Genomic DNA, 19,171 nt, shown 5'->3' on the forward strand with positions numbered 1-19,171 from the left:
TTAAAAATTTACCTCCATATTTTGATACATAGGCATGAGCATTGCCGCATAAAGTAAAACGATAATCAGAGCCACAAAGATAAAAACCAGCGGTTGCACCAAATTCATGGTGCGGTTGACTCGGGTAAAAAAGGCTTCCCAAGTTTTTTCAGCATAGATTTCCAACTCACTACCCAGCTTGGACTTGACTTCCCCATACTCGATGATGAGACTCAACTCCTTCTTAAAGAAAGGATAGGTTCCTATCGTCTGAGAAAATTCGCGGCCATTTTGTAGGGATTGAGCTAAATCTTGACCGATTTCTTTAAAGAGCTGGGAACCTTGTTCCTGCATCATCTGAAAAATCTGCATCAGCTCCATCCCCTGCGAAATCATATTCCCCCACTCACGCGCATAATAGGCTGTCAAATAGGTCTGCACAAAGATTCCAAGAAAGGGAAGGCGTGCTAAGATAGAAAAGACGCGCATCTTAGAACTTCTTTTATAAAAAGTTAGTGCTAAAAGGGCAAGTATGAAAACAAACCCTACCATTCCTAGAAAAATTTGTGGCAGATTACCAATGATTTGGGTGGCAATATTGCTACTATCCAGTTGGGGTAGTAGGTAGTTACGTAGTCCCAGCATGATTAAGAGAAGAAAACCTAGTAAAATCAAGGGATAGGTCGCTACTTCAATTAATTTTTTCTTGACCTTGGCAAGATTGTCTAGATACTCTTCTATCTTTCCCAAACTCAGGTGGAGGTTCCCATGAACTTCAGCTAGGGATAACTGAGTGACAATGGCACTTGAAAAACCCAAACTTTCCATCATTTCTGAGAATGATTTTCCCTGAGACAAACCTGTGCGCATCTGGGTCACGCACTGCTTGTCCAACAAGGCACTCCTATCTAAAAAGGAAATGGTCTCCACCAGATGAAAACCGCTGGAAAAGAGATTATTAAACAGGGTGATGATATTTTTTTGCTTAGCTGTAGCTAATTTTTTCTGTTTCAGCCTGAAGACTTGTGATATGTCCATCTTTAAGAAGCTGGTCAATCTGCTTATTCCAGCTAGTTGGCTGGTGTGCTTGATAGTCTTTGTTTGCAAAATCAACGATTCCTCCTCCCCCGATTAATCTCTGGTAGCAGACTCCTTGTAGAACGACTGCCAACTCTTCCTCACTCACACCCAACTCCAGCAGTCGCTCATAAACACCTCGAATACTCTTGGCGTGAATGGTTGAAAAGACTGTCGCCCCTGTCAAACTGGCTCTGACTACCGCACGCGCCGTCTCGCTGTCCCGAATTTCTCCGATAATCAATAGATCAGGACGATGCCGTAAGGAAAGTTTGATGAGATTTTCATAGGTTAACCCGATTGCCTCATTCAACTGCAATTGGAGCATGTCGTCCTGCTTGATTTCAACAGGATCTTCGATGGACATGACCTGCTGTCCTTTAAAGAGAGACTTGGCCAATTCATGCATCAAGGTTGTCTTGCCACTGCCGACTGGTCCAGCAAAAAGATAAAGACCACGTTGCCTATACTGCTTACCCAATTCTTCAATGTCCTGAAACCAAAAATGCAAGTCCTGCTCCTCATCATGCAACAAGCGAATCACCAAACTCTCATGCCCTCGATAATCGCCTACGGTAGATAGACGTAGGGACGCCATCTTCTGGTCATAGGCATAATCACAGGAACCAAGTTGACTACGTCGCTTTTCTCCAACATTCATACCCGCCACAAACTTAAAGTGACTGATGACGGCCGCAAATTTTTCGAAATCATAAGAACCGATTTTACAGCGCTTGTCTCCGACCCTCATATGAAGCTCATAGGCGTCTAACTTAGGGACAAAATAAATGTCTTGTGCCCCTTTTTTCCGAGCCGAACGAATGATTTCTTGTGCAATTTCTTGAACCATACTTACCTCCTCACCTATACTATTCGCAAAGATTTGGAAAAATAAAAAAAGCAACTCCAAAAAAGTTACTTTTTCTCTATTTTAATTTCATACGGCAAGAACGGTGCCTTTCCTTACCTGTTTGTTTTTCATAGCCTGGACGTAATTTTTCATCTGGGATAACCTGCTCGTCCTGCAAAAGAGCCAAAGAATGGTATTGTTGTAAATACTCGTCACATTCATCGCACCAGCGTTGGTCTTCTGGATCCCAAAAAATGGTCATCAAGTCACTTCTGCTTTTATAAAGAGGGGATTCTTGTTCCAATCTAAACCAGCAAGTTTTATAGTATTTGAGAGCATCATAATACTGGTCAAATTTCTTACTCGCTACAATATCTTCTTCCCAACCTTCTAAGAACCACCACGGTTCAAAATCTCCGTACATTTCTATAACACGATACATATTCATTCATTCCTTTGTACCGTATATTATAACCAATTCAGACAAACAAGGAAAGAAATTTCAAAATCTCCGTACATTTCTATAACACGATACATATTCATTCATTCCTTTGTACCGTATATTATAACCAATTCAGACAAACAAGGAAAGAAATATGCTCATTTCTTAATTTTTTGATAAAAAATCCAGCCATCTTATGATGACTGAATTTCTATTTGCTTATGTTCCAAAATGTTTTTACTACTTAAGCTTCTGAAATATCATTTTCGATAATGACTTTGATTGCATGGTGGTCTGCTGCTTTACTGAAAACTTCATAGGCTTTTTCAATTTCACTGAGTTTGAAATAGTGAGTTACCAATTTTTCTGGTTCAATCTTATGACTTTCAAGAGCTTTCAACAATTGTGGAGTTGTATTTGTAGATACCAAACCAGTTGTTACATTGATGTTGCGAATCCAAAGTTTATCTAAATCGAATTCAACTGGTTTACCATGTACACCACAGTTAGCAACTGTTCCGTCTACACCGATAATCTTTTGACAGAAATCAAATGTTGCAGGAATACCAACAGCTTCGATAGCGACATCCACACCACGACCATCTGTCAAATCATAAATTTCTTTAATCGCTTTTTCAGGGTCTGAAGAATTAACCTTATGAGTCGCACCAAATGATAGGGCAGTTTCCAAGCGGTTATCGTCTAAATCCACCATAATCAATTTAGCTGGTGAATAGAATTGGGCTGTCAAAAGAGCAGCCAATCCAACAGGTCCTGAACCAATAATGGCTACACTACAACCAGGTTCTACTTTCCCTTTCAAGACACCAATTTCATACCCAGTAGGCAGAATGTCTGATAGCATAACCAAGGCTTCATCTGACAAGTCTTCTGGAGTGTGGTAAAGAGTGTTATCTGCATGAGGGACACGTAAATATTCAGCCTGCATACCATCAATCAGGTGACCGAAAATCCAGCCCCCTTCGTCTTCACAGTGGGCATAAATTCCTTTTTTACAGTAGTAGCATTTACCACAGGCACAGACACAAGAAATCAAGACCTTATCGCCTTTTTTGAAGTTCGAAACTCCTTCCCCAACTTCTTCAACAATCCCAATCCCTTCGTGACCAAGAATGGTACCACTTTGGCAAGCAGGAACATCCCCTTTGATAATATGGAGGTCTGTTCCACAAATAGTAGTTTTTACGATACGCACAATAGCGTCTGTTGGCTTGCGAAGCACTGGTTTGTCTACATCAACAAAAGAAGCAAGTCCTGGTTTAACATAAGTATAGGCTTTCATAAAGCATTCCTCCGTTTTTTTATTTGTACTATTTATAATATAATTGTAAGCCTTTTCATTTGTTTCTTCAAGTTTTTTTGTGATTTTTTTAACTTTTTTATTTACCGGTAAAGCAATATAGATAAAAAAGCAGAAGCTAATCTCTAACTTCTGCTTTTTCTCTTATGCTTGATAACGTTTCACACCATCTAGATAGGTTGCTACCAATTCCAAATCTTTATCTAATACGATGAAGTCAGCGTCGTAGCCTTCACGAATTTGCCCACAGACATCATCAATATGAACAGATTTAGCTGGGTTGAGGCTGGCCATCATGACTGCTTCATGCGGATTCGCAATCCCCCATTCAACTACATTCTTCAAACCATCCTTGAGTTTAAGGATAGAACCTGCCAAGTTACCTGTCGATTTGAGGCGAGCAGTTCCATTGGCAACTACTACCGGGAATTCTCCCAACATGTAATCTCCGTCTTCCAATCCACCAGCTGTCATACAGTCGGTGATGAGGGCAATATTTTCAGTTCCCTTTTGCTTGAGCAAGATGTCACACGCTTTTGGATCTACGTGGTGACCGTCACAAATCAATTCAGCGTAAGTATGTGGCAACTCATACATGGCTCCCACCATACCGAGTTCACGGTGAGTCAACCCACGCATACCATTGTAGGCGTGTACCCAAACACTAGCTCCAGCATCTACTGCCTTTTTAGCCTCATCAAAAGTTGCATTTGAATGTCCAAGAGCAACTGTTACGCCTTCTCCGGTAATAGTCCGTACAAAGTCTTCTACACCTTCACGCTCTGGCGCAAGAGCAATTTTATTTAGTAGGCCATTTGCTGCTTTTTGCCAAGCACGAAACTCATCCATGCGAGGATCTTTCATGTAGGCAGGGTTTTGAGCACCCTTGTATTTCTCTGTGAAATATGGACCCTCAAAATAAATTCCACGAATCTTGGCTCCACTTGCTTCCTGGTAACGAGCACCGATATTTTCAGTTACCGCGAGCAATTGCTCATAAGTTGATGTCAAAGTGGTTGGCAAGAAGCTGGTGACACCTGTACTAAGTAGTCCTTCACTCATGGTATGAAGGGTTCCTTCGATATTATTGTCCATAACATCCACACCACCAAAACCATGAATGTGGGTATCTACAAGTCCTGGAGCAATGCTGTATCCTGTATAGTCAATCACCTCAGCTCCTTCAGGAATCTCTTCTACATGTTTTCCAAACTTGCCATCCACAAGTTCCAAGTAACCGCCACGACGCACCCCGTGTGGGTAGAAAAACTGATCCGCTTTAATATAGTTAGGCATAATGTTAACCTCCTTAAAAGATTGATTCTACAATTTATTATGTCAATTACATTATAAACCTTTCTTTTTTATTTGTAAATGGTATAGACCTATTTTCTAGAGATATTTTAAAAGAGCTGGATTTCTGTACTGACCCCAAAAAGTTAGACAATTAATTTAAGCAAAGGATTTAGTTCTGTATTGTACAGGGCTAAGTCCTTTTAGTTTTACCTTAATTCGTTTGTTGTTGTAGTAATCAATATAGTCTACAATAGCTTGTTCCAAGTGTTCAAGTGACTGAAACGTATTCTCATAACCATAAAACATTTCAGACTTAAGAATGCCAAAGAAAGATTCCATCATACCGTTATCTGGACTATTTCCCTTACGTGACATAGATGGTTGGATTCCCTTATTCTTTAAAAAATGATGATAGAAATCGTGTTGGTATTGCCAGCCTTGGTCACTATGGAGAATGGTATTTTCGTAATGGTTCTCTGTAAAGGCTTGTTCTAGCATAGCTTTCATTTGTACTAAGTTCGGCGAAGTAGAAAGATTGTAGGAGATAATTTCGCTGTTAAAACCATCTAAAACTGGCGATAAGTAAAGCTTTTGAGTGCTTGCTGGAATGGCAAATTCTGTCACATCTGTGTAGCACTTTTGCATTGGTTTGGTTGCTTCAAATTGACGTTGAATAAGATTATCTGCTTTCTTGCCAACCTCTCCTTGGTATGAAGAATACTTCCGTTTACGGCGAATTCGAGCCGTTAAACCAAGTACTTTCATCAGACGCTGCACCTTCTTATGGTTCACTACGAAGCCACGATTTCGTAATTCTAGAGTCATGCGACGATAGCCGTAATTTCCTTTGTGCTCAGTATAAATTGACTGAATTTCAGCTTTAATATCATAATCTTTATCGCTTTGATCCAGCTGTTTTAAGTGGTAATAATAAGTTGAACGGGCAAGTTTAATAATCTTTAGAAGGATATCTAAAGAAAACTCTGTTACCAGTCCTTGAACAATTTCCGTTTTTCTTCTTGCTCCTTTTCGTCTCTCAATCGGAGTTCTCTCAACTTTTTTAGAATGGCATTCTCCGCTCTCAAGTACTCATTTTCTGCTTGAAGACGTTCTAATTCTGTCATATCTTCAAATCTCTTCTTTGGCTTACGTCCCATTTTAGGTGGTCTCCCTCTTGTTTTCTCAACAATAGTATACCCGTTTTTCTTATATTGTGCCAGCCAATTCGAAAGTAATCCACTACTTAGAAGAGCATAATCCAGAGACGCCCTAATTTGTGAATGCCCCTCAAGAAGAACTTTATCAATGATCTCTTGTTTTAGTTCAGGAGAATAGTAACAATTCTTTCCTTTTTTGACGAACTCTATTCCGTAACGATCAATCAATTTAATCATGTACCTAAGATTAGAATTGTTTATCCCAAATTTATTTGAAAGCTTCTCTAAGCTATATCCTTGTTTTCTAAGTTCATAGATCTGAACTTTATCATCATAACTCAATTTCATAATAAAACACCCCAAAAGTTAGATTTTTTCTGTCTAACTTTTGGGGTGCAGTACATTTCTCCAACTCTTCTCTTTTTAATACAAGTTATTTTGATTTGACTGGCTTGTCTTGAGCTGTTTGCAAGGCTGTAGCAATGGTATCTGCATACAATTTAGCTCCTGCTTCAATCTTACTATTGTCACTTCCAAAATGGACTTGGTCTGTTCCAGTCCAGATCTCTGGATGCTCTTTCGCAACTTGGTTCCAATCTGCTATCGTGATGTAAGGAGTCTTCTCTGCCAATTCTCTCATATAGGCAGCCTCTTTCTCAACGATTGCATAGGTCTCTTTTGTCTTATCTCCCTCATAAGGAGTCACCAAAACCATATGGTGGCCCTTAGGAAGATTTTTTACGATACTATCCCAGTCTTCCTTGTAATTTTCAGGATTATTTACCCCAGTTGCAATAACCACCATCTTTGGTAGAAATTTATTCTGGCTATTGTTGAGCATGATTTCGTTGGCGGTCTTGGTTGTTCTGCTGACTTGTGCATTAATCTGTGCTCCAGGAAGGGCTGTCTGCAAGGCTGTATTAGCTCTTAGTGCTACCGAATCACCAATTAACATAGTGCCATCAGCAATTCCTAAACTATCAGCTTCTGCTCGTTCTGTCATCACCTTGGTCTGGCTAATATTTGTTGCAGCTTGCTTCAAGCCATTGACAGTTAAGTCTGTCTCAAAAGCTCCCACTTGTGGTGCCAGCAAAGTTACTAAGAAGACAATGAAGGCCAAGATTCCAGTACTTGCTGCAAGGATTGTGTGAATATGAGGCAGGGGACGAAGGGCTTGTATAATAGGTGTGTTCTTTCCCGCAATCCAAGGTTCCAGCACATAAAATGACAGGCTGGCAAATCCATAAGAAAAAAACAAAGTCAGTAACACAGCAAGAAGATTTGATGTCAACTGTGAGAAAATGATATAGAAAGGCCAATGGAAAAGATAAACCGCATAGCTAGTATCCGCTAAAAAGCTGATAATCTTTGGCTCCTGCATGTTAGGAGTCTTTTCATGTAAGACACGCGCCGCCAGAATCATAGCAAGGGCTGCAAGGCTGGCAAGCAAGAAGCCCATAAGATAGGCAAAGAGATAGGTAAATTTGACAAAGAAGGTCAAAATGAGTAAGAATCCAAAACCTCCTCCAAAAACCAAAAGGGTCTTGCGTAAATCCCAGATTTTATCCAATTGCTTAACTAGGGAAGTCGTCTGACGAACGCCTACAATCGTTGCTAACACACTTCCCAAAAAGAATGGATAGATATGAGTTAAACTGGAGAAGTAAACAGAAGAATAAGAAGTTACTAGAAAACTACCAATAAACATAGAGAAGAAGCTGATCAAGAAGGCAGCAGCAGACAAGAGAAAGACCATTCCCTTCAACTGACCATTTGATTTAGCCTGTTTGGATAAGAACCAAACTGCCAAGCCCCAGAGGATATAGTAGTGAACCTCAACAGCCAAGCTCCAATTATGAACAAACAAATGAGGAATGAACTGAGATTCATAACTTCCTCCTGTTAGAAGTTCATAGAAGTTGGTCATGAAGCCTAAGACACCCGCAATTTGACCCCCAATTCCAGCCACATAATCTTGGCGAACTAGAAAGGTAAAGGGCATGGTTACCAAGACCATCAAAACCACAGGTGGTACGATACGATAAAAGCGTCTCCTAAAAAATCCAACCAAATCAATTTCATGATTTTTAGAAAATTCTTCGATAAGTAGAGCTGTAATCAGGAAACCTGAAAATGTAAAAAAGACATCTACCCCGAAAAATCCTCCAGGAAAGATCGTCTGAAAGAAATGATACAAGAGTACCAAAAGTAAACCTGTAATCCTAATCAAGGAAAACCATTTAATACGCATACGAGTTTATTCTCCCTTTCATTGTACACTTTATTCTATCAAAAAAAGAAGAAAAATCCCAAGAGAAAACTTAGGATTTTTAGCTTATATCTATTCCAGTTTAAAAATTACGGCCTGACTTATTATAGCCATATTTTTCTACAAAATACTCACGGAATTCTAAGAGATTGTCATCCATGATGGCTTGTCGCACTTGCTTCATCAGGTTAAGCAAGAAGTAAAGATTGTGATAGCTAGTCAAGCGGATACCGAAGGTTTCATCAGCCTTGAGCAGGTGACGAAGATAAGCGCGTGTATAGTTCTTACATGTGTAGCAATCACACTCAGGATCTAGTGGCGTAAAGTCCTCAGCAAACTGAGCATTTTTGACAACCAAACGACCTTGACTGGTCATACAAGTTCCATTACGAGCGATACGAGTCGGTAAGACACAGTCAAACATATCCACCCCACGAATCACCCCATCAATCAAGCTATCTGGCGCTCCCACACCCATCAAATAGCGAGGTTTGTTTTCAGGCAACAATTGGGTTGTAAAGTCCAAGACCGCATTCATCTCTTCGTGGGTTTCTCCCACTGCCAAACCACCTATAGAATAACCTGGGAAATCCATGCTGACAAGGTCATGAGCTGATTGGCGACGCAGGTCTTCAAATCCAGCCCCTTGCACAATTCCAAATAACCCTTGGTCATGCGGACGACGATGAGCCTTTAAACCACGCTCAGCCCAACGGCTGGTACGCTCGATTGATTTCTTAACGTAGTCGTATGGTTGATAAAACTGAGGACATTCGTCAAAGGACATCATGATGTCTGAGCCCAGATTGTTCTGAATAGAAATGGCTTTTTCTGGTGATAGGAACATCTTAGAACCATTGAGATGGTTTTTAAAGGTTACCCCTTCTTCTGTGATATTGCGGCTATCTGCTAAGGAATAAACCTGAAAACCACCACTATCTGTCAAAATAGGCTGGTCCCAATTCATGAACTTGTGGAGACCACCTGCGCGTGCGATGAGTTCATCTCCAGGACGAAGCCAGAGATGATAGGTGTTTGACAGGATAATTCCCGAACCCATCTCCTTCAATTCTTCAGGCGACTGAGTTTTGACAGTGGCTTGTGTACCAACTGGCATAAACATAGGTGTCGGAAAGGTACCGTGGGGAGTGATGATTTCTCCCAGACGAGCTCCCGTGTGTTTTTCTTTCTTAATCAAACGATATTTGATTGGTGAATCTGACATTTTTTACCTCCGAAGCTGGGAAAGACAGTCCCAGTTCATACTTTGTGCCCAAGGGCATACTGTATGATTTTATCAAAAAAAGCAGGAACTGTCACGAACTATGGTATAATGAGAGAATGAAATACCCAAAAATTGATTTAAAAACCATTCGTCTGCAGACTAGACAATTTCAGGCTGAAAATCCCCGCCTCTTTCTCGTCTATCTCTTACCGAGCATGCTGATCATCTTGTCTGGCTTCCTCAATCCCTTAGAGCGCATCAACGAGTCTATTTTAGAGCAATCCTTTTTAAGCGTGTTTAGCCATGTATTCCAAGCCTACCTCTTTCCACTATTAGTCTCCTTTATAGGGACAATACTTCTAACCAGCTCAGTCTATACAACGCTGAAACTCATCAAGAATCCTGATACAGAACTATCCGTCAAAAGTAGTCTCACTCTCTTTAACGAAGAACACTTTTCACAAACCTTTTTGACTCTCCTTCTCAAACGTTTCTATCTCTTCTTATGGAGCATTCCTAGTTTACTTGGGATTTACTTTCTCTTTTACAGTAGCTTTCTAGCAAAGACATTCGTTGTCATCCATCCTGAATTTCCTAATCTGGATCTCACGTCAGTTGAAACTGAGCACTTCCTCATGACCTTTGGTCTTTACTTTCTAGCAAGTATCCTCTTGATGATTGTCGGAAATAGTCTCTATATTCCACAATACTATGCTTATTCACAGGTAGAATTTCTCCTCTGTGACACCCTAGACTTGGGACAGGCCAAACCAGGACAAATCCTTAAAACCAGCCGTTTCCTGATGAAAGGCTACAAATTTCAACGCTTTGTCCTAGACTTACAACTCCTTCCTTGGTACTTCCTCAATTGGATTACCTTTGGAATTGCTAGTTTCTCACTCCTACCCTATATTCAAATCAATAAAATAATTTTCTACAGAGCAGTACTGGCTCGAAAACGTCCAAAAGCTTGAAGGTTGTTCCCTCAAGCTTTTTTCTATCAATGAGTTTCTCCGCCCACCAACTTGAGATCCTGATCTCCATGTTCGATAATGGCGCCGATTGCCGCTTCTAGCCCTCGCCTAATATCCACTAAACTCATAGCTGGAGTGGTAGGCCGATTTACCACCTGTTCCATCATATAAGGAATATGCATAAAACCTGCCTTAACATGTGGAAATTTTTTTTCTACCAAATAGAGGGCCTGATACATCAAATGATTGCAGACAAAAGTCCCTGCCGTATTGGAAACAGAGGCCGGTAATCCCTCTTTTTTTATAGCTTGAACCATCGCTTTAATCGGCAAACTACTAAAGTAGGCCGAAGCACCATCTGGGCGAATGGTAAGGTCAATCGGTTGATTACCTTCGTTATCAGGAATGCGTGCATCGTCTTGATTAATGGCTACTCGCTCAGGTGTCAAACTAGTTCTTCCACCAGCTTGCCCAATACAAAGAACAAAGTCAGGTTGATAACGATTCATCTCTTCTTCCAATACTCGAGCCGATTTGTGAAAGACTGTTGGCACTTCTAGCCAGCGGATCTCCGCACCATGGATTTCAGCTGGTAAACCTTTAATGGCCTCCAAAGCTGGATTAACCTTTTCCCCTCCAAAGGGCTCAAAACCTGTCACTAATACTTTCATTTCTAACTCCTTACAAATGATTTCATAAAACACTTTTCTTAAAGACAAGTATAACATATTTCCCTTATTCTGGAGTGAAAAGGATTAGCGATACTAGGATTGACATTTTGAGTTTATTTAAAAAGTAAAATGCTAATCAAGGTCAAAATAGCTGGTCCACCTTGCTTCAAAATAATTTTCTTATCTGCTGTTAGAGAGCCATAGGCCGCAGCCCCAATCACAAATAAGACAAAAATAGTCACAATTTCTAAATTCTGTGAGAAATAAATCCCATACAGGAGAAAGACTCCTAGCAAAGCATTATAAATCCCTTGATTTTTAAACAATGAGCTTACTGACGGACGAGCCAGTTCTTCCTTGTCCATGTTAAAGACACGACTAGTTGCATCTGATTGCGTTGCAATACTTTCCAAATAAAAAATGTAAAAATGCTCCAAAGCAACAATCGTTGCTAAAATGATTGTAATAATTGACATCTATTTCTCCTTAAATTTCTATATTTTCAATACCCAAAACCAATTTATTTAATAAACGGCTGAGTTCTGTTCTTTCAGACTCTGTTAAGATACTTTCCATCTCTTCCTTAACCTTGATATGCTTCAGAGGAGGATTCACCACTAACTGCTCCTTCGCATACTTCGTAGCCTCTACCAACACTTCCCGTTGATTTTCAGGATTGCGATGACGCTCCACCAAACCTTCCTTTTCCAGAATCTTGAAATGTCGTGTCAAGGCAGCCTGATCAATTTTCAAACGCTCCTGAACTGCCATTTGGTTACAAGGAGAATTCTCCAGCAAAAATAATAAAATCTGATACCTTGTCAAACTAATTCCAAGTCTTTTTTCAAACAATTGCGTACTCGCTTGCTCAGACAAGCGAAGTTGATAAAGTAAATCTTGAATCTCTAACATTTCTTTCCCTTTTCTATTGATTTATCAATAATTGACTAATCAATTATAATACAAAGTAAAATAGATTGCAAGAATGTTGCTTCAATCATTACAAAATGGTAACTTCCATTTTCCATTCATATTGATACTCAATGAAAGTCAAAGAGCTAACTAGCAAGCTATCCGTAGGTTGCTCAAAGCACAGCTTTGAGGTTTCAGATAAAACTGACGTAGTTTGAAGAGATTTTCGAATAGTATGACAAAGAAAAAAACGAACGAGAATCGCTTTCTATCACGAAAGCTAAATCTCATTCGTCAAAATGATATTACAAAGTCTGATTTATCCATTCATTGAAACGTGAACGTGATCATAGTGATTTTCTGTCACGCTACCACGGTCTGGCATTGGGTTCCAAGTATTAGCTGGCCCATATTTGCTATCGAATGGAGCATAGAAACGTTGTTTCCAAATAATGTAACTAATTCCACGGCTGGCCATGTTTTGAATAGCGTATTCCGCAATCTTATCCCCTAGTTCTGAGCTTTCTGGTACCATAAAATCGATAGCCAAACCTTTTCCGTGATCTCCACTGTCTCCTGGACGGTAACCACTAAAGGATGTGATGCCAAACAAGTTAGCAATTTCTTCTTTAAAGGCAGCTGTTTGTGGTTGAAGGCCTGCATTTTCAGATTTTGCTACTGCCAGTCCAGCATAATCAGGCGCAGCTGGAGCTGCGTAAGTTGTTGAAACTGGTTTCGTCTCTTCTGGTTGATAAGTCGAAACTGCTGGTGTAGCTTCTTTTGATGATGCTTCTTTTACTTCTTCTGAACTTGTTGCAGTTGTTTCGGTTGCTTTTTCTTCTACTGGCGCTGTAGTTGCTTCTACTGCTGATTCAGCTTGAGGGCTTGCTTGTGTTTCCTGCTTCTCAGCTTGAGTCGTTGCCTGAGGAGCTGCTTCTGCAACTGCACTACTTGTTTCTGCTGTTTGCTCCTCTGGGACAGAAGTTCCTGTAGATGGTGCCACTTCTTCTGAAGCAGTCCCTGTCTCTGCAACTTCTGAACTTGATGCTACTTCTTTTGTACTTGTAGTCTCTACTGCTTTTGGTGCTTCTGCAATTGGTTGAGAAAGATCTGCAACTTGAACAGTTTGATCATCAACGGTCACTTGATTGGTTGTCAAATCTGCTATCGCAGTTGTCACTTCTTCACTAGAATCTGCTTGAGGTGTTTGGATTTCAACTTCCGTTACTTCTTCTGCTTCATTGACAGTCGTTATCAAAACAGTTTCTGGAAAAATCAAGTCCATATTAGTGATTTTATTCAAATTCGCAAGAACTGTGACATCTACACCCAAGGCTTCTGCAATGGTGCTCAAGGTATCACCATACTGAACGGTATAACTTGTTTTGTTGTCTGTTTTAGTCAAATCATTTTGGATTTGCTCAACACTACGTGCAGTCCAAAGAACTTCTTCTGCTTGAGTTGCCAATACTGGGGCAAATGACAAGGCTACCGTTGAGGCTAATAATATTCTTTTCTTCATTCTTTCAAATTCCTTTCAAATGAGTACCTGTCTATCATAACACAAAAAATGCAGAAAAAAAGCCCTCTCGGGCCTATTTAACAGAACTGTCTATTCCTTGTAACAAACTCGGTTACTTGAAATAGTTTGTTAGGTCTCTGTCACAAAACTGACACAATCTTATCGTTCCCAATCCCAAAAAATGTAAGGAATATCTGCTAACCCTTGAATCCTGTGATTGCCTTCATAAGACGACTCTAAAAAGTTGATGCTTTGAATCCCACTATTCTGGGCAAATTCCACATCCAGAGTCCGATCCCCTATATAATAAGTATTATCAAGATTCAACTGATACTCATCTATCAGATATGCGGCTGCTTCTGGACTGGGCTTTCGCGCAAAACCACTTTGATTGGTTAGAATCTCTGTAAAATAGGACTCCAACCCCAAATCTCTGAGAATGGTAAGAGCATTATCTCCCTTATGAGTGTATACAAACTGCTGAATTCCTGATTCCTCTGCCCAAGCTAGCACATCACGCGCACCTGGCATCAAAACTACCTGAGCATTCTTCTCAGCCAAACTCTGGGCACGCACCTGATTTAGCACTTCCACATCCAGTTTTCTCTCTTCCGCCACCTGCACAAGCAAATCCTGAACAGAATACTTGAGAATAAACTCCCTCACCTTCTCTTTATCATAAGGAATAGAAAATTGAGCATAGGTCTCCTCAATCCCTGATAAAATCGCCTCATAAGAGTCCAATAAAGTCCCGTCTAAATCCCAAATAAAAGCTATTTTTTGCATTTCCTATCCTTTCAAGCACATATAACGCTGGTAGCGGTAGCGTAGAAATAACCAACGAAAACCATTATCCAAAAGGGTTCCGGCCCAAATACCAGGCAAGCCCCAACCAAGAACAATCCCCATCAGATAGGCCGTCCCAATGCGGATACACCACATCCCTATACTTGTCGCATAAAAGGGAAGCCGAGCATTCCCCAAGCCCTGCCAAACAGCCGTATAGATGACTGTTCCTGTCGCCATGGGGGTCCCTAGTAGTGAAAAAAGTGCCACCAAAACACTAGCTTCAACCGCAACAGGATCAGTCGTATAGAGATGAGTTAGTGGTATACCCAAAGCATAGATACTGAAGGTCAAGGGTAACATGAGGACCAGAGAAAGCCAAAAGGTTTGCTTGCTCAAATTAGCTACTTTTTTCCAATTATCCTCCCCAACTGCTCGGGCCACCAGCATGACCGTTGCCGTCGCGACGCCAAAGGCAGGCATATAGTTAAACTGGGTCAAGACTTCTCCAATTGCATTTCCAGCCACTGCCTCCGTTCCAAAAGAAACAACCAAGGCAATAATAACGACATCACCAGCACGCATCATAAGACGCTCTCCAGCTGCTGGCAAAGCCAAGGTCAATAGTTCCTTATCTAAACCAAAAGTCGGTTTCTCAAAAGGTAGATTTAATTGCGACCATAAAATCACACAACCAACCAAACGAGACAGAATGGTCCCCCAAGCAACACCAGCTATCCCCATATCAAGGACAAAAATAGCTAGACTTGAAAAAAGAATATTCAAAGCATTTGACAAGAGACTGACATAGAGAGGCAAACGTGGATTATGCGTTGCACGAATCAAGGCTCCCAGACTAGTCATTAAACCTAAGAGAACAATCGATCCGCCTACCAAAGATAGGTAGAGTCCACCACTCTCAGTTACATCTCTCTCCGTCCCCAAAAGTCCTATCATCTCTTTCCCAGCGAAGATAGACAAAAATCCTAAAAGGAAACTTAATAGTAAGGTAATCTTCAACGCTTCAGTCACATGATAGGCTAACTTAGACTGATCCTTCTGCCCTAAACTTTTTGAAATAACACTGGAAATAGCAGCTCCCAGAGCAATGAAAATCGCCTGATAAATCGTGATAATATTCCCAGCTACTGATACGCCTGAAATGGCTATCAATCCTAAATGAGAAACCAAATAACTGTCCACCATCCCCATGAGCATCTGCAAAAAGTTTTCGCCCATAGCTGGCAAGGCAATATTAAGAATATCTTTATTTTCCTTAAACAATCCTTCCTCCTGATGAAAAGAAACTCAGTTGGTTTCCCAACCGAGTTTACTCCCTCTGTCTTAAAGTCCTAGATAAGCCTCAACTGCTGCTTGCATGTCAGCAGCTGCTACTGTTGTCTTGTGACGAACAGGAGCTGTCTCAAGCCCATCAACTGCAGGTGGCACAACTACTCCTGAGATTTCACGTAATTGAGCCAAGGCTTCAAAGTCTGTCAAGCCTGACTCCCCTGTTACCGCTTCTACAGCAACTACCGGAAACTTGTATGGACTAGCTGTTGAAGCAATAACTGTCTTAGTTACATCTCCAGTAGCAGCTTGGTATTTTTTATAAACTGCTGAGGCAACCGCCGTATGTGGATCCTCGATATAGGAATCTGACTCATAAACGCGCTTGATTTCTGCTGCCGTCTCTTCCTCAGTCGCATATTCAGCTGCAAAGAGATCAAGAATCTCTGCATCAAAGTCTGTCAATTCATATTGTCCTTGTGTATTCAAGGCATTCATGAGTTCAGCTGTCTTTTCAGCATCATTACCCAAAAGATGGAAAATCAAACGCTCTAAGTTTGAAGACACCAGAATATCCATAGATGGGCTAGTTGTTACCTTAAACTCACGCTTCTTGTCGTAAACACGTGTCTTAAAAAAGTCTGTCAAAACATTGTTGTCATTTGAAGCACAGATTAATTTGCCAACTGGTAGACTAATTTGCTTAGCATAAAAGGCAGCCAAGATATTTCCAAAGTTTCCTGTTGGTACTGTGAAGTTGACCTTATCACCAGCCACAATCTCACCAGTCTTAACCAACTGAGCATAGGCATAAACATAATAAACAATCTGTGGCACCAGACGACCAATGTTCATAGAGTTTGCAGATGAAAATTGCAACTTGTTGGCCGCTAATCTTTCACGAAGAGCCACATCGTTAAACATATGCTTCACATTTGTTTGGGCATCATCAAAGTTACCATCAATAGCGATAACATGAGTATTGTCACCAGTCTGAGTGGTCATTTGCAACTCTTGTACCTTGCTGACACCATCCTTTGGATAAAAGACGATAATCTCAGTACCAGGAACATCCGCAAACCCTGCCATAGCAGCTTTCCCCGTATCACCAGATGTCGCTGTCAAGATGACAATCTTATTCTCCAAACCATGTTTCTTAGCAGCTGTCGTCATAAAGTATGGCAAGATAGACAAGGCCATATCCTTAAAGGCAATCGTTGAACCATGGAAAAGTTCCAAGTTGTATTGCCCGTCTAATTTCACTAATGGTGCGATAGCTGGAGTATCAAATTTGCTATCGTAGGCATTATTGATACAGTAGTCCAACTCCTCAGCTGTAAAGTCATCTAAAAATGCTGACAAAACTAACTTAGCAACTTCCCGATAAGAAGCATCTTTCAATTTGTCAAAGTCCAAATCTACCTTTGGATAAGTAAGCGGTGTAAACAAACCGCCGTCCGTCGCCAAACCTTGCAAAATAGCTTGGCTAGCAGTTACTGTATTGTTGGCATCACGCGTTGATTGATAAACTAATGTCATTACTCTCTATCCTTTATCTATAGTCTCTTCCATTATATCATGATTTTTCAGAAAATTCTCCCTTTATAAGAGAAATTATAGGCTCAATTCTTCTTTCAAAGGCTGTAAATAGGTCATTTCTTGCTTATTTCTCATCTCCAGTCCTTCCTCAGCTAGCAGTAGTAAGTCTTTGGAGAATTCAATAATCGCAGTTTTCTCCCTATCAGTGAGGTTTTTCTTAGAAAATTGTCTCCTTAAAAACCTGTAATAGCGACCAAATTCTTTAAAGAAAGTTGCTGTTTCTAGGTAAGCTTCTAACTTATCTAAATTAACCAACAATCCCAAATGAAAAGCTGCTGAAGCAAAGGTTCTATCTAGAGGCTGGGTACACACACTACGAAACTCAACTGTTCCACGAGTCGTTAAATCTTGATACTGGTAACTACGATGAGTTTCAAAATCCTTCACTTGAGGGTAAATAGGAACCACATCCCCATTAAGATCAAATGCTTGAATTTCAGGTGTAGCCAAATAGTCCCTTGCCTGAATCGGATAAAAATAATAGGTTTCCCCATCACGTTCCGCAGTAAAAATTGCAGAATGATCTAGATAGTTAAAAAAATCGTCTTCATCTTTAAATAATCTAGCATTAACACCGACATTCTCTGGATAGATACCATGCATAGATTCTTCCCAGAAAATATCCCTTGAAATTTTCGTATCCCAATCCGCACCTGAAAACTCAGAATTGGCAAATAAATAAGCCTTAACCGCTTCAATTTGAGTAAAAGCATTAATAACCCGTAAGTAGTTAGATTTTGAAACATCCAGTTGAACCTGACTCCCACAGATAAAAGCACCATATTCAGGGAAATGATGTAAGTCTGATTTCGTCACATTCCTACTCAAATTCAAATAATCCATCAACATCTGATAACGTGGATAAGCAACTGGACAATTCTTATTTTTATCCCAGTTGGGATGAATGCCGCAGCCAACAATAGCATGATTTGATTCAGCTAACTTTTTCTGAATTACATCCATATAATTTTTAAAACTATTTTCGACCTCTTGAATCGTTTCAGCCTTACCAAATGCAAACTCTATCGTGGTATAGGAAACTTCAAATAAAATAGCATCCTGACTTACTGGATCCACTAACTGAATAGGATTCCCAAAATCATCTACCTTTTCTACAGCTAAATTCAAAGCAGAAACTAAATATCGGAATAAGTGCTTGATAACTTCAACATCTGTAGCATTCCCTTCTAAATTTGTAACAGGATATTCCAGCTCAATCCCGATAAACAATTCAGGATTTTCTTTAATATTTTTCAAATACCGATGTTTTAATAAATCGATAGAACGAGACATACTTCCATACACTTTCATAATTTAAATAAAATTTGAATAACTACTATTATACCAAAAATGATATAAAAAAGGAACGAAGATTTACAACGTTCCTTAACTCTATACTATACCGGCGGCCGGGGTCGAACCGGCACGTCCTTGCGGACACTGGATTTTGAGTCCAGCGCGTCTGCCAATTCCGCCACGCCGGCAAATAGTAACTGGGGTAGCTGGATTCGAACCAACGCATGAGGGAGTCAAAGTCCCTTGCCTTACCGCTTGGCTATACCCCAATAATATAAAATAGGCGAGTGATGGGGATCGAACCCACGCATGCCAGAGCCACAATCTGGTGTGTTAACCACTTCACCACACCCGCCATAATTCTATTAACACGGGCAGTAGGAATTGAACCCACACTGAAGGTTTTGGAGACCTTAGTTCTACCTTTAAACTATGCCCGTAAAATGGAAGGGGAGGGATTCGAACCCCCGAACCCGAAGGAGCGGATTTACAGTCCGCCGCGTTT

17 protein-coding genes and 5 tRNA genes (1 of these 22 only partly in view) are annotated in these 19,171 nt (G+C 40.4%); 1 reads left to right on the forward strand and 21 read right to left on the reverse strand.

Translation table 11 applies throughout. The features are described 5' to 3' along the window. The 8 genes from comGB to tgt form a co-directional block, all read right to left on the reverse strand. On the reverse strand, nucleotides 1-1,017 hold the full coding sequence (comGB, locus tag ABKJ27_RS08465; protein WP_410012147.1) for a competence type IV pilus assembly protein ComGB: 1,017 nt from the start codon (nucleotides 1,015-1,017) through the stop codon (nucleotides 1-3). Beyond that, complete coding sequence (gene comGA / locus ABKJ27_RS08470) at nucleotides 965-1,906, reverse strand: competence type IV pilus ATPase ComGA (RefSeq protein WP_410011681.1); 942 nt, start codon at nucleotides 1,904-1,906, stop codon at nucleotides 965-967. The genes comGB and comGA overlap by 53 nt, the downstream gene beginning before the upstream one ends. Nucleotides 1,907-1,982: 76 nt before the next feature. Beyond that, complete coding sequence (locus tag ABKJ27_RS08475) at nucleotides 1,983-2,348, reverse strand: DUF1033 family protein (protein WP_000286405.1); 366 nt, start codon at nucleotides 2,346-2,348, stop codon at nucleotides 1,983-1,985. Between the two features lie 244 nt (nucleotides 2,349-2,592). After that, entirely contained in the window at nucleotides 2,593-3,651 is a 1,059-nt protein-coding gene (locus ABKJ27_RS08480; protein ID WP_004257473.1) for a zinc-dependent alcohol dehydrogenase family protein, read from the reverse strand. Nucleotides 3,652-3,813: 162 nt separating this feature from the next. Next, entirely contained in the window at nucleotides 3,814-4,965 is a 1,152-nt protein-coding gene (gene nagA / locus ABKJ27_RS08485) for an N-acetylglucosamine-6-phosphate deacetylase (protein WP_410011682.1), read from the reverse strand. A gap of 156 nt (nucleotides 4,966-5,121) precedes the next feature. Continuing rightward, nucleotides 5,122-6,470 (reverse strand): IS3 family transposase gene (locus tag ABKJ27_RS08490; protein ID WP_410011683.1). Its coding sequence is split into 2 segments (ribosomal slippage): nucleotides 5,122-6,020 and nucleotides 6,020-6,470, totalling 1,350 coding nucleotides; the frame shifts between segments, so codons are not numbered across the junction. A gap of 85 nt (nucleotides 6,471-6,555) precedes the next feature. Next, nucleotides 6,556-8,373: an acyltransferase family protein gene (locus tag ABKJ27_RS08495; RefSeq protein WP_004257479.1), complete on the reverse strand. Its 1,818-nt coding sequence runs from the start codon at nucleotides 8,371-8,373 to the stop codon at nucleotides 6,556-6,558. Nucleotides 8,374-8,473: 100 nt separating this feature from the next. Continuing rightward, complete coding sequence (tgt, locus tag ABKJ27_RS08500) at nucleotides 8,474-9,616, reverse strand: tRNA guanosine(34) transglycosylase Tgt (protein ID WP_001285237.1); 1,143 nt, start codon at nucleotides 9,614-9,616, stop codon at nucleotides 8,474-8,476. A gap of 116 nt (nucleotides 9,617-9,732) precedes the next feature. On the opposite strand from tgt, the gene ABKJ27_RS08505 reads away from it, so the two are divergent. Continuing rightward, on the forward strand, nucleotides 9,733-10,590 hold the full coding sequence (locus ABKJ27_RS08505; protein ID WP_410011684.1) for a DUF975 family protein: 858 nt from the start codon (nucleotides 9,733-9,735) through the stop codon (nucleotides 10,588-10,590). A 26-nt stretch (nucleotides 10,591-10,616) separates the two neighbouring features. Here the strand turns inward: ABKJ27_RS08505 and pcp are convergent, their stop codons facing one another. From pcp to ABKJ27_RS08570, 13 genes are all read right to left on the reverse strand, one after another. Further along, entirely contained in the window at nucleotides 10,617-11,261 is a 645-nt protein-coding gene (pcp, locus tag ABKJ27_RS08510) for a pyroglutamyl-peptidase I (protein WP_261081405.1), read from the reverse strand. A gap of 113 nt (nucleotides 11,262-11,374) precedes the next feature. Then, a complete protein-coding gene (locus ABKJ27_RS08515; protein ID WP_000022852.1) occupies nucleotides 11,375-11,737 on the reverse strand; it encodes a DUF1304 domain-containing protein in 363 nt (120 codons plus the stop codon). Between the two features lie 10 nt (nucleotides 11,738-11,747). Beyond that, nucleotides 11,748-12,173 carry a MarR family winged helix-turn-helix transcriptional regulator gene (locus tag ABKJ27_RS08520; protein WP_020902441.1) on the reverse strand — a complete coding sequence of 142 codons (426 nt, stop codon included), beginning with the start codon at nucleotides 12,171-12,173 and terminating at the stop codon, nucleotides 11,748-11,750. 319 nt (nucleotides 12,174-12,492) lie between these two features. After that, a complete protein-coding gene (locus tag ABKJ27_RS08525; RefSeq protein WP_410011685.1) occupies nucleotides 12,493-13,695 on the reverse strand; it encodes a LysM peptidoglycan-binding domain-containing protein in 1,203 nt (400 codons plus the stop codon). Nucleotides 13,696-13,854: 159 nt separating this feature from the next. Continuing rightward, complete coding sequence (locus ABKJ27_RS08530) at nucleotides 13,855-14,481, reverse strand: HAD family hydrolase (RefSeq protein WP_410011686.1); 627 nt, start codon at nucleotides 14,479-14,481, stop codon at nucleotides 13,855-13,857. Nucleotides 14,482-14,484: 3 nt separating this feature from the next. Further along, nucleotides 14,485-15,765: an MATE family efflux transporter gene (locus ABKJ27_RS08535; RefSeq protein ID WP_410011687.1), complete on the reverse strand. Its 1,281-nt coding sequence runs from the start codon at nucleotides 15,763-15,765 to the stop codon at nucleotides 14,485-14,487. A gap of 60 nt (nucleotides 15,766-15,825) precedes the next feature. Next, on the reverse strand, nucleotides 15,826-17,310 hold the full coding sequence (gene thrC, locus ABKJ27_RS08540) for a threonine synthase (protein ID WP_410011688.1): 1,485 nt from the start codon (nucleotides 17,308-17,310) through the stop codon (nucleotides 15,826-15,828). Between the two features lie 75 nt (nucleotides 17,311-17,385). Continuing rightward, nucleotides 17,386-18,663 carry a gamma-glutamylcysteine synthetase gene (locus ABKJ27_RS08545; RefSeq protein ID WP_410011689.1) on the reverse strand — a complete coding sequence of 426 codons (1,278 nt, stop codon included), beginning with the start codon at nucleotides 18,661-18,663 and terminating at the stop codon, nucleotides 17,386-17,388. Nucleotides 18,664-18,770: 107 nt separating this feature from the next. Continuing rightward, nucleotides 18,771-18,854, reverse strand: a tRNA-Leu gene (locus ABKJ27_RS08550). Between the two features lie 9 nt (nucleotides 18,855-18,863). Further along, a tRNA-Gln gene (locus ABKJ27_RS08555) sits at nucleotides 18,864-18,935 on the reverse strand. Nucleotides 18,936-18,948: 13 nt separating this feature from the next. Next, nucleotides 18,949-19,021, reverse strand: a tRNA-His gene (locus tag ABKJ27_RS08560). Nucleotides 19,022-19,035: 14 nt separating this feature from the next. Continuing rightward, nucleotides 19,036-19,106, reverse strand: a tRNA-Trp gene (locus ABKJ27_RS08565). A gap of 4 nt (nucleotides 19,107-19,110) precedes the next feature. After that, nucleotides 19,111-19,171 (reverse strand) — tRNA-Tyr (locus ABKJ27_RS08570) (it continues 20 nt past the right edge of the window).

This window comes from Streptococcus sp. KHUD_011 (assembly GCF_046352925.1).
In the GTDB taxonomy this organism is placed as follows: Bacteria; Bacillota; Bacilli; order Lactobacillales; family Streptococcaceae; genus Streptococcus.

What these genes read in the sequence shown, in the direction of transcription:
- comGB (WP_410012147.1), bottom strand. Translation starts at nt 1,017, where the DNA reads ATGGACATATCACAAGTCTTCAGGCTGAAACAGAAAAAATTAGCTACA.
- ABKJ27_RS08525 (WP_410011685.1), bottom strand. Translation starts at nt 13,695, where the DNA reads ATGAAGAAAAGAATATTATTAGCCTCAACGGTAGCCTTGTCATTTGCC.
- ABKJ27_RS08515 (WP_000022852.1), bottom strand. Translation starts at nt 11,737, where the DNA reads ATGTCAATTATTACAATCATTTTAGCAACGATTGTTGCTTTGGAGCAT.
- ABKJ27_RS08505 (WP_410011684.1), top strand. Translation starts at nt 9,733, where the DNA reads ATGAAATACCCAAAAATTGATTTAAAAACCATTCGTCTGCAGACTAGA.
- comGA (WP_410011681.1), bottom strand. Translation starts at nt 1,906, where the DNA reads ATGGTTCAAGAAATTGCACAAGAAATCATTCGTTCGGCTCGGAAAAAA.
- thrC (WP_410011688.1), bottom strand. Translation starts at nt 17,310, where the DNA reads ATGACATTAGTTTATCAATCAACGCGTGATGCCAACAATACAGTAACT.
- tgt (WP_001285237.1), bottom strand. Translation starts at nt 9,616, where the DNA reads ATGTCAGATTCACCAATCAAATATCGTTTGATTAAGAAAGAAAAACAC.
- ABKJ27_RS08480 (WP_004257473.1), bottom strand. Translation starts at nt 3,651, where the DNA reads ATGAAAGCCTATACTTATGTTAAACCAGGACTTGCTTCTTTTGTTGAT.
- ABKJ27_RS08520 (WP_020902441.1), bottom strand. Translation starts at nt 12,173, where the DNA reads ATGTTAGAGATTCAAGATTTACTTTATCAACTTCGCTTGTCTGAGCAA.
- ABKJ27_RS08545 (WP_410011689.1), bottom strand. Translation starts at nt 18,663, where the DNA reads ATGTCTCGTTCTATCGATTTATTAAAACATCGGTATTTGAAAAATATT.
- ABKJ27_RS08530 (WP_410011686.1), bottom strand. Translation starts at nt 14,481, where the DNA reads ATGCAAAAAATAGCTTTTATTTGGGATTTAGACGGGACTTTATTGGAC.
- ABKJ27_RS08475 (WP_000286405.1), bottom strand. Translation starts at nt 2,348, where the DNA reads ATGTATCGTGTTATAGAAATGTACGGAGATTTTGAACCGTGGTGGTTC.
- nagA (WP_410011682.1), bottom strand. Translation starts at nt 4,965, where the DNA reads ATGCCTAACTATATTAAAGCGGATCAGTTTTTCTACCCACACGGGGTG.
- pcp (WP_261081405.1), bottom strand. Translation starts at nt 11,261, where the DNA reads ATGAAAGTATTAGTGACAGGTTTTGAGCCCTTTGGAGGGGAAAAGGTT.
- ABKJ27_RS08495 (WP_004257479.1), bottom strand. Translation starts at nt 8,373, where the DNA reads ATGCGTATTAAATGGTTTTCCTTGATTAGGATTACAGGTTTACTTTTG.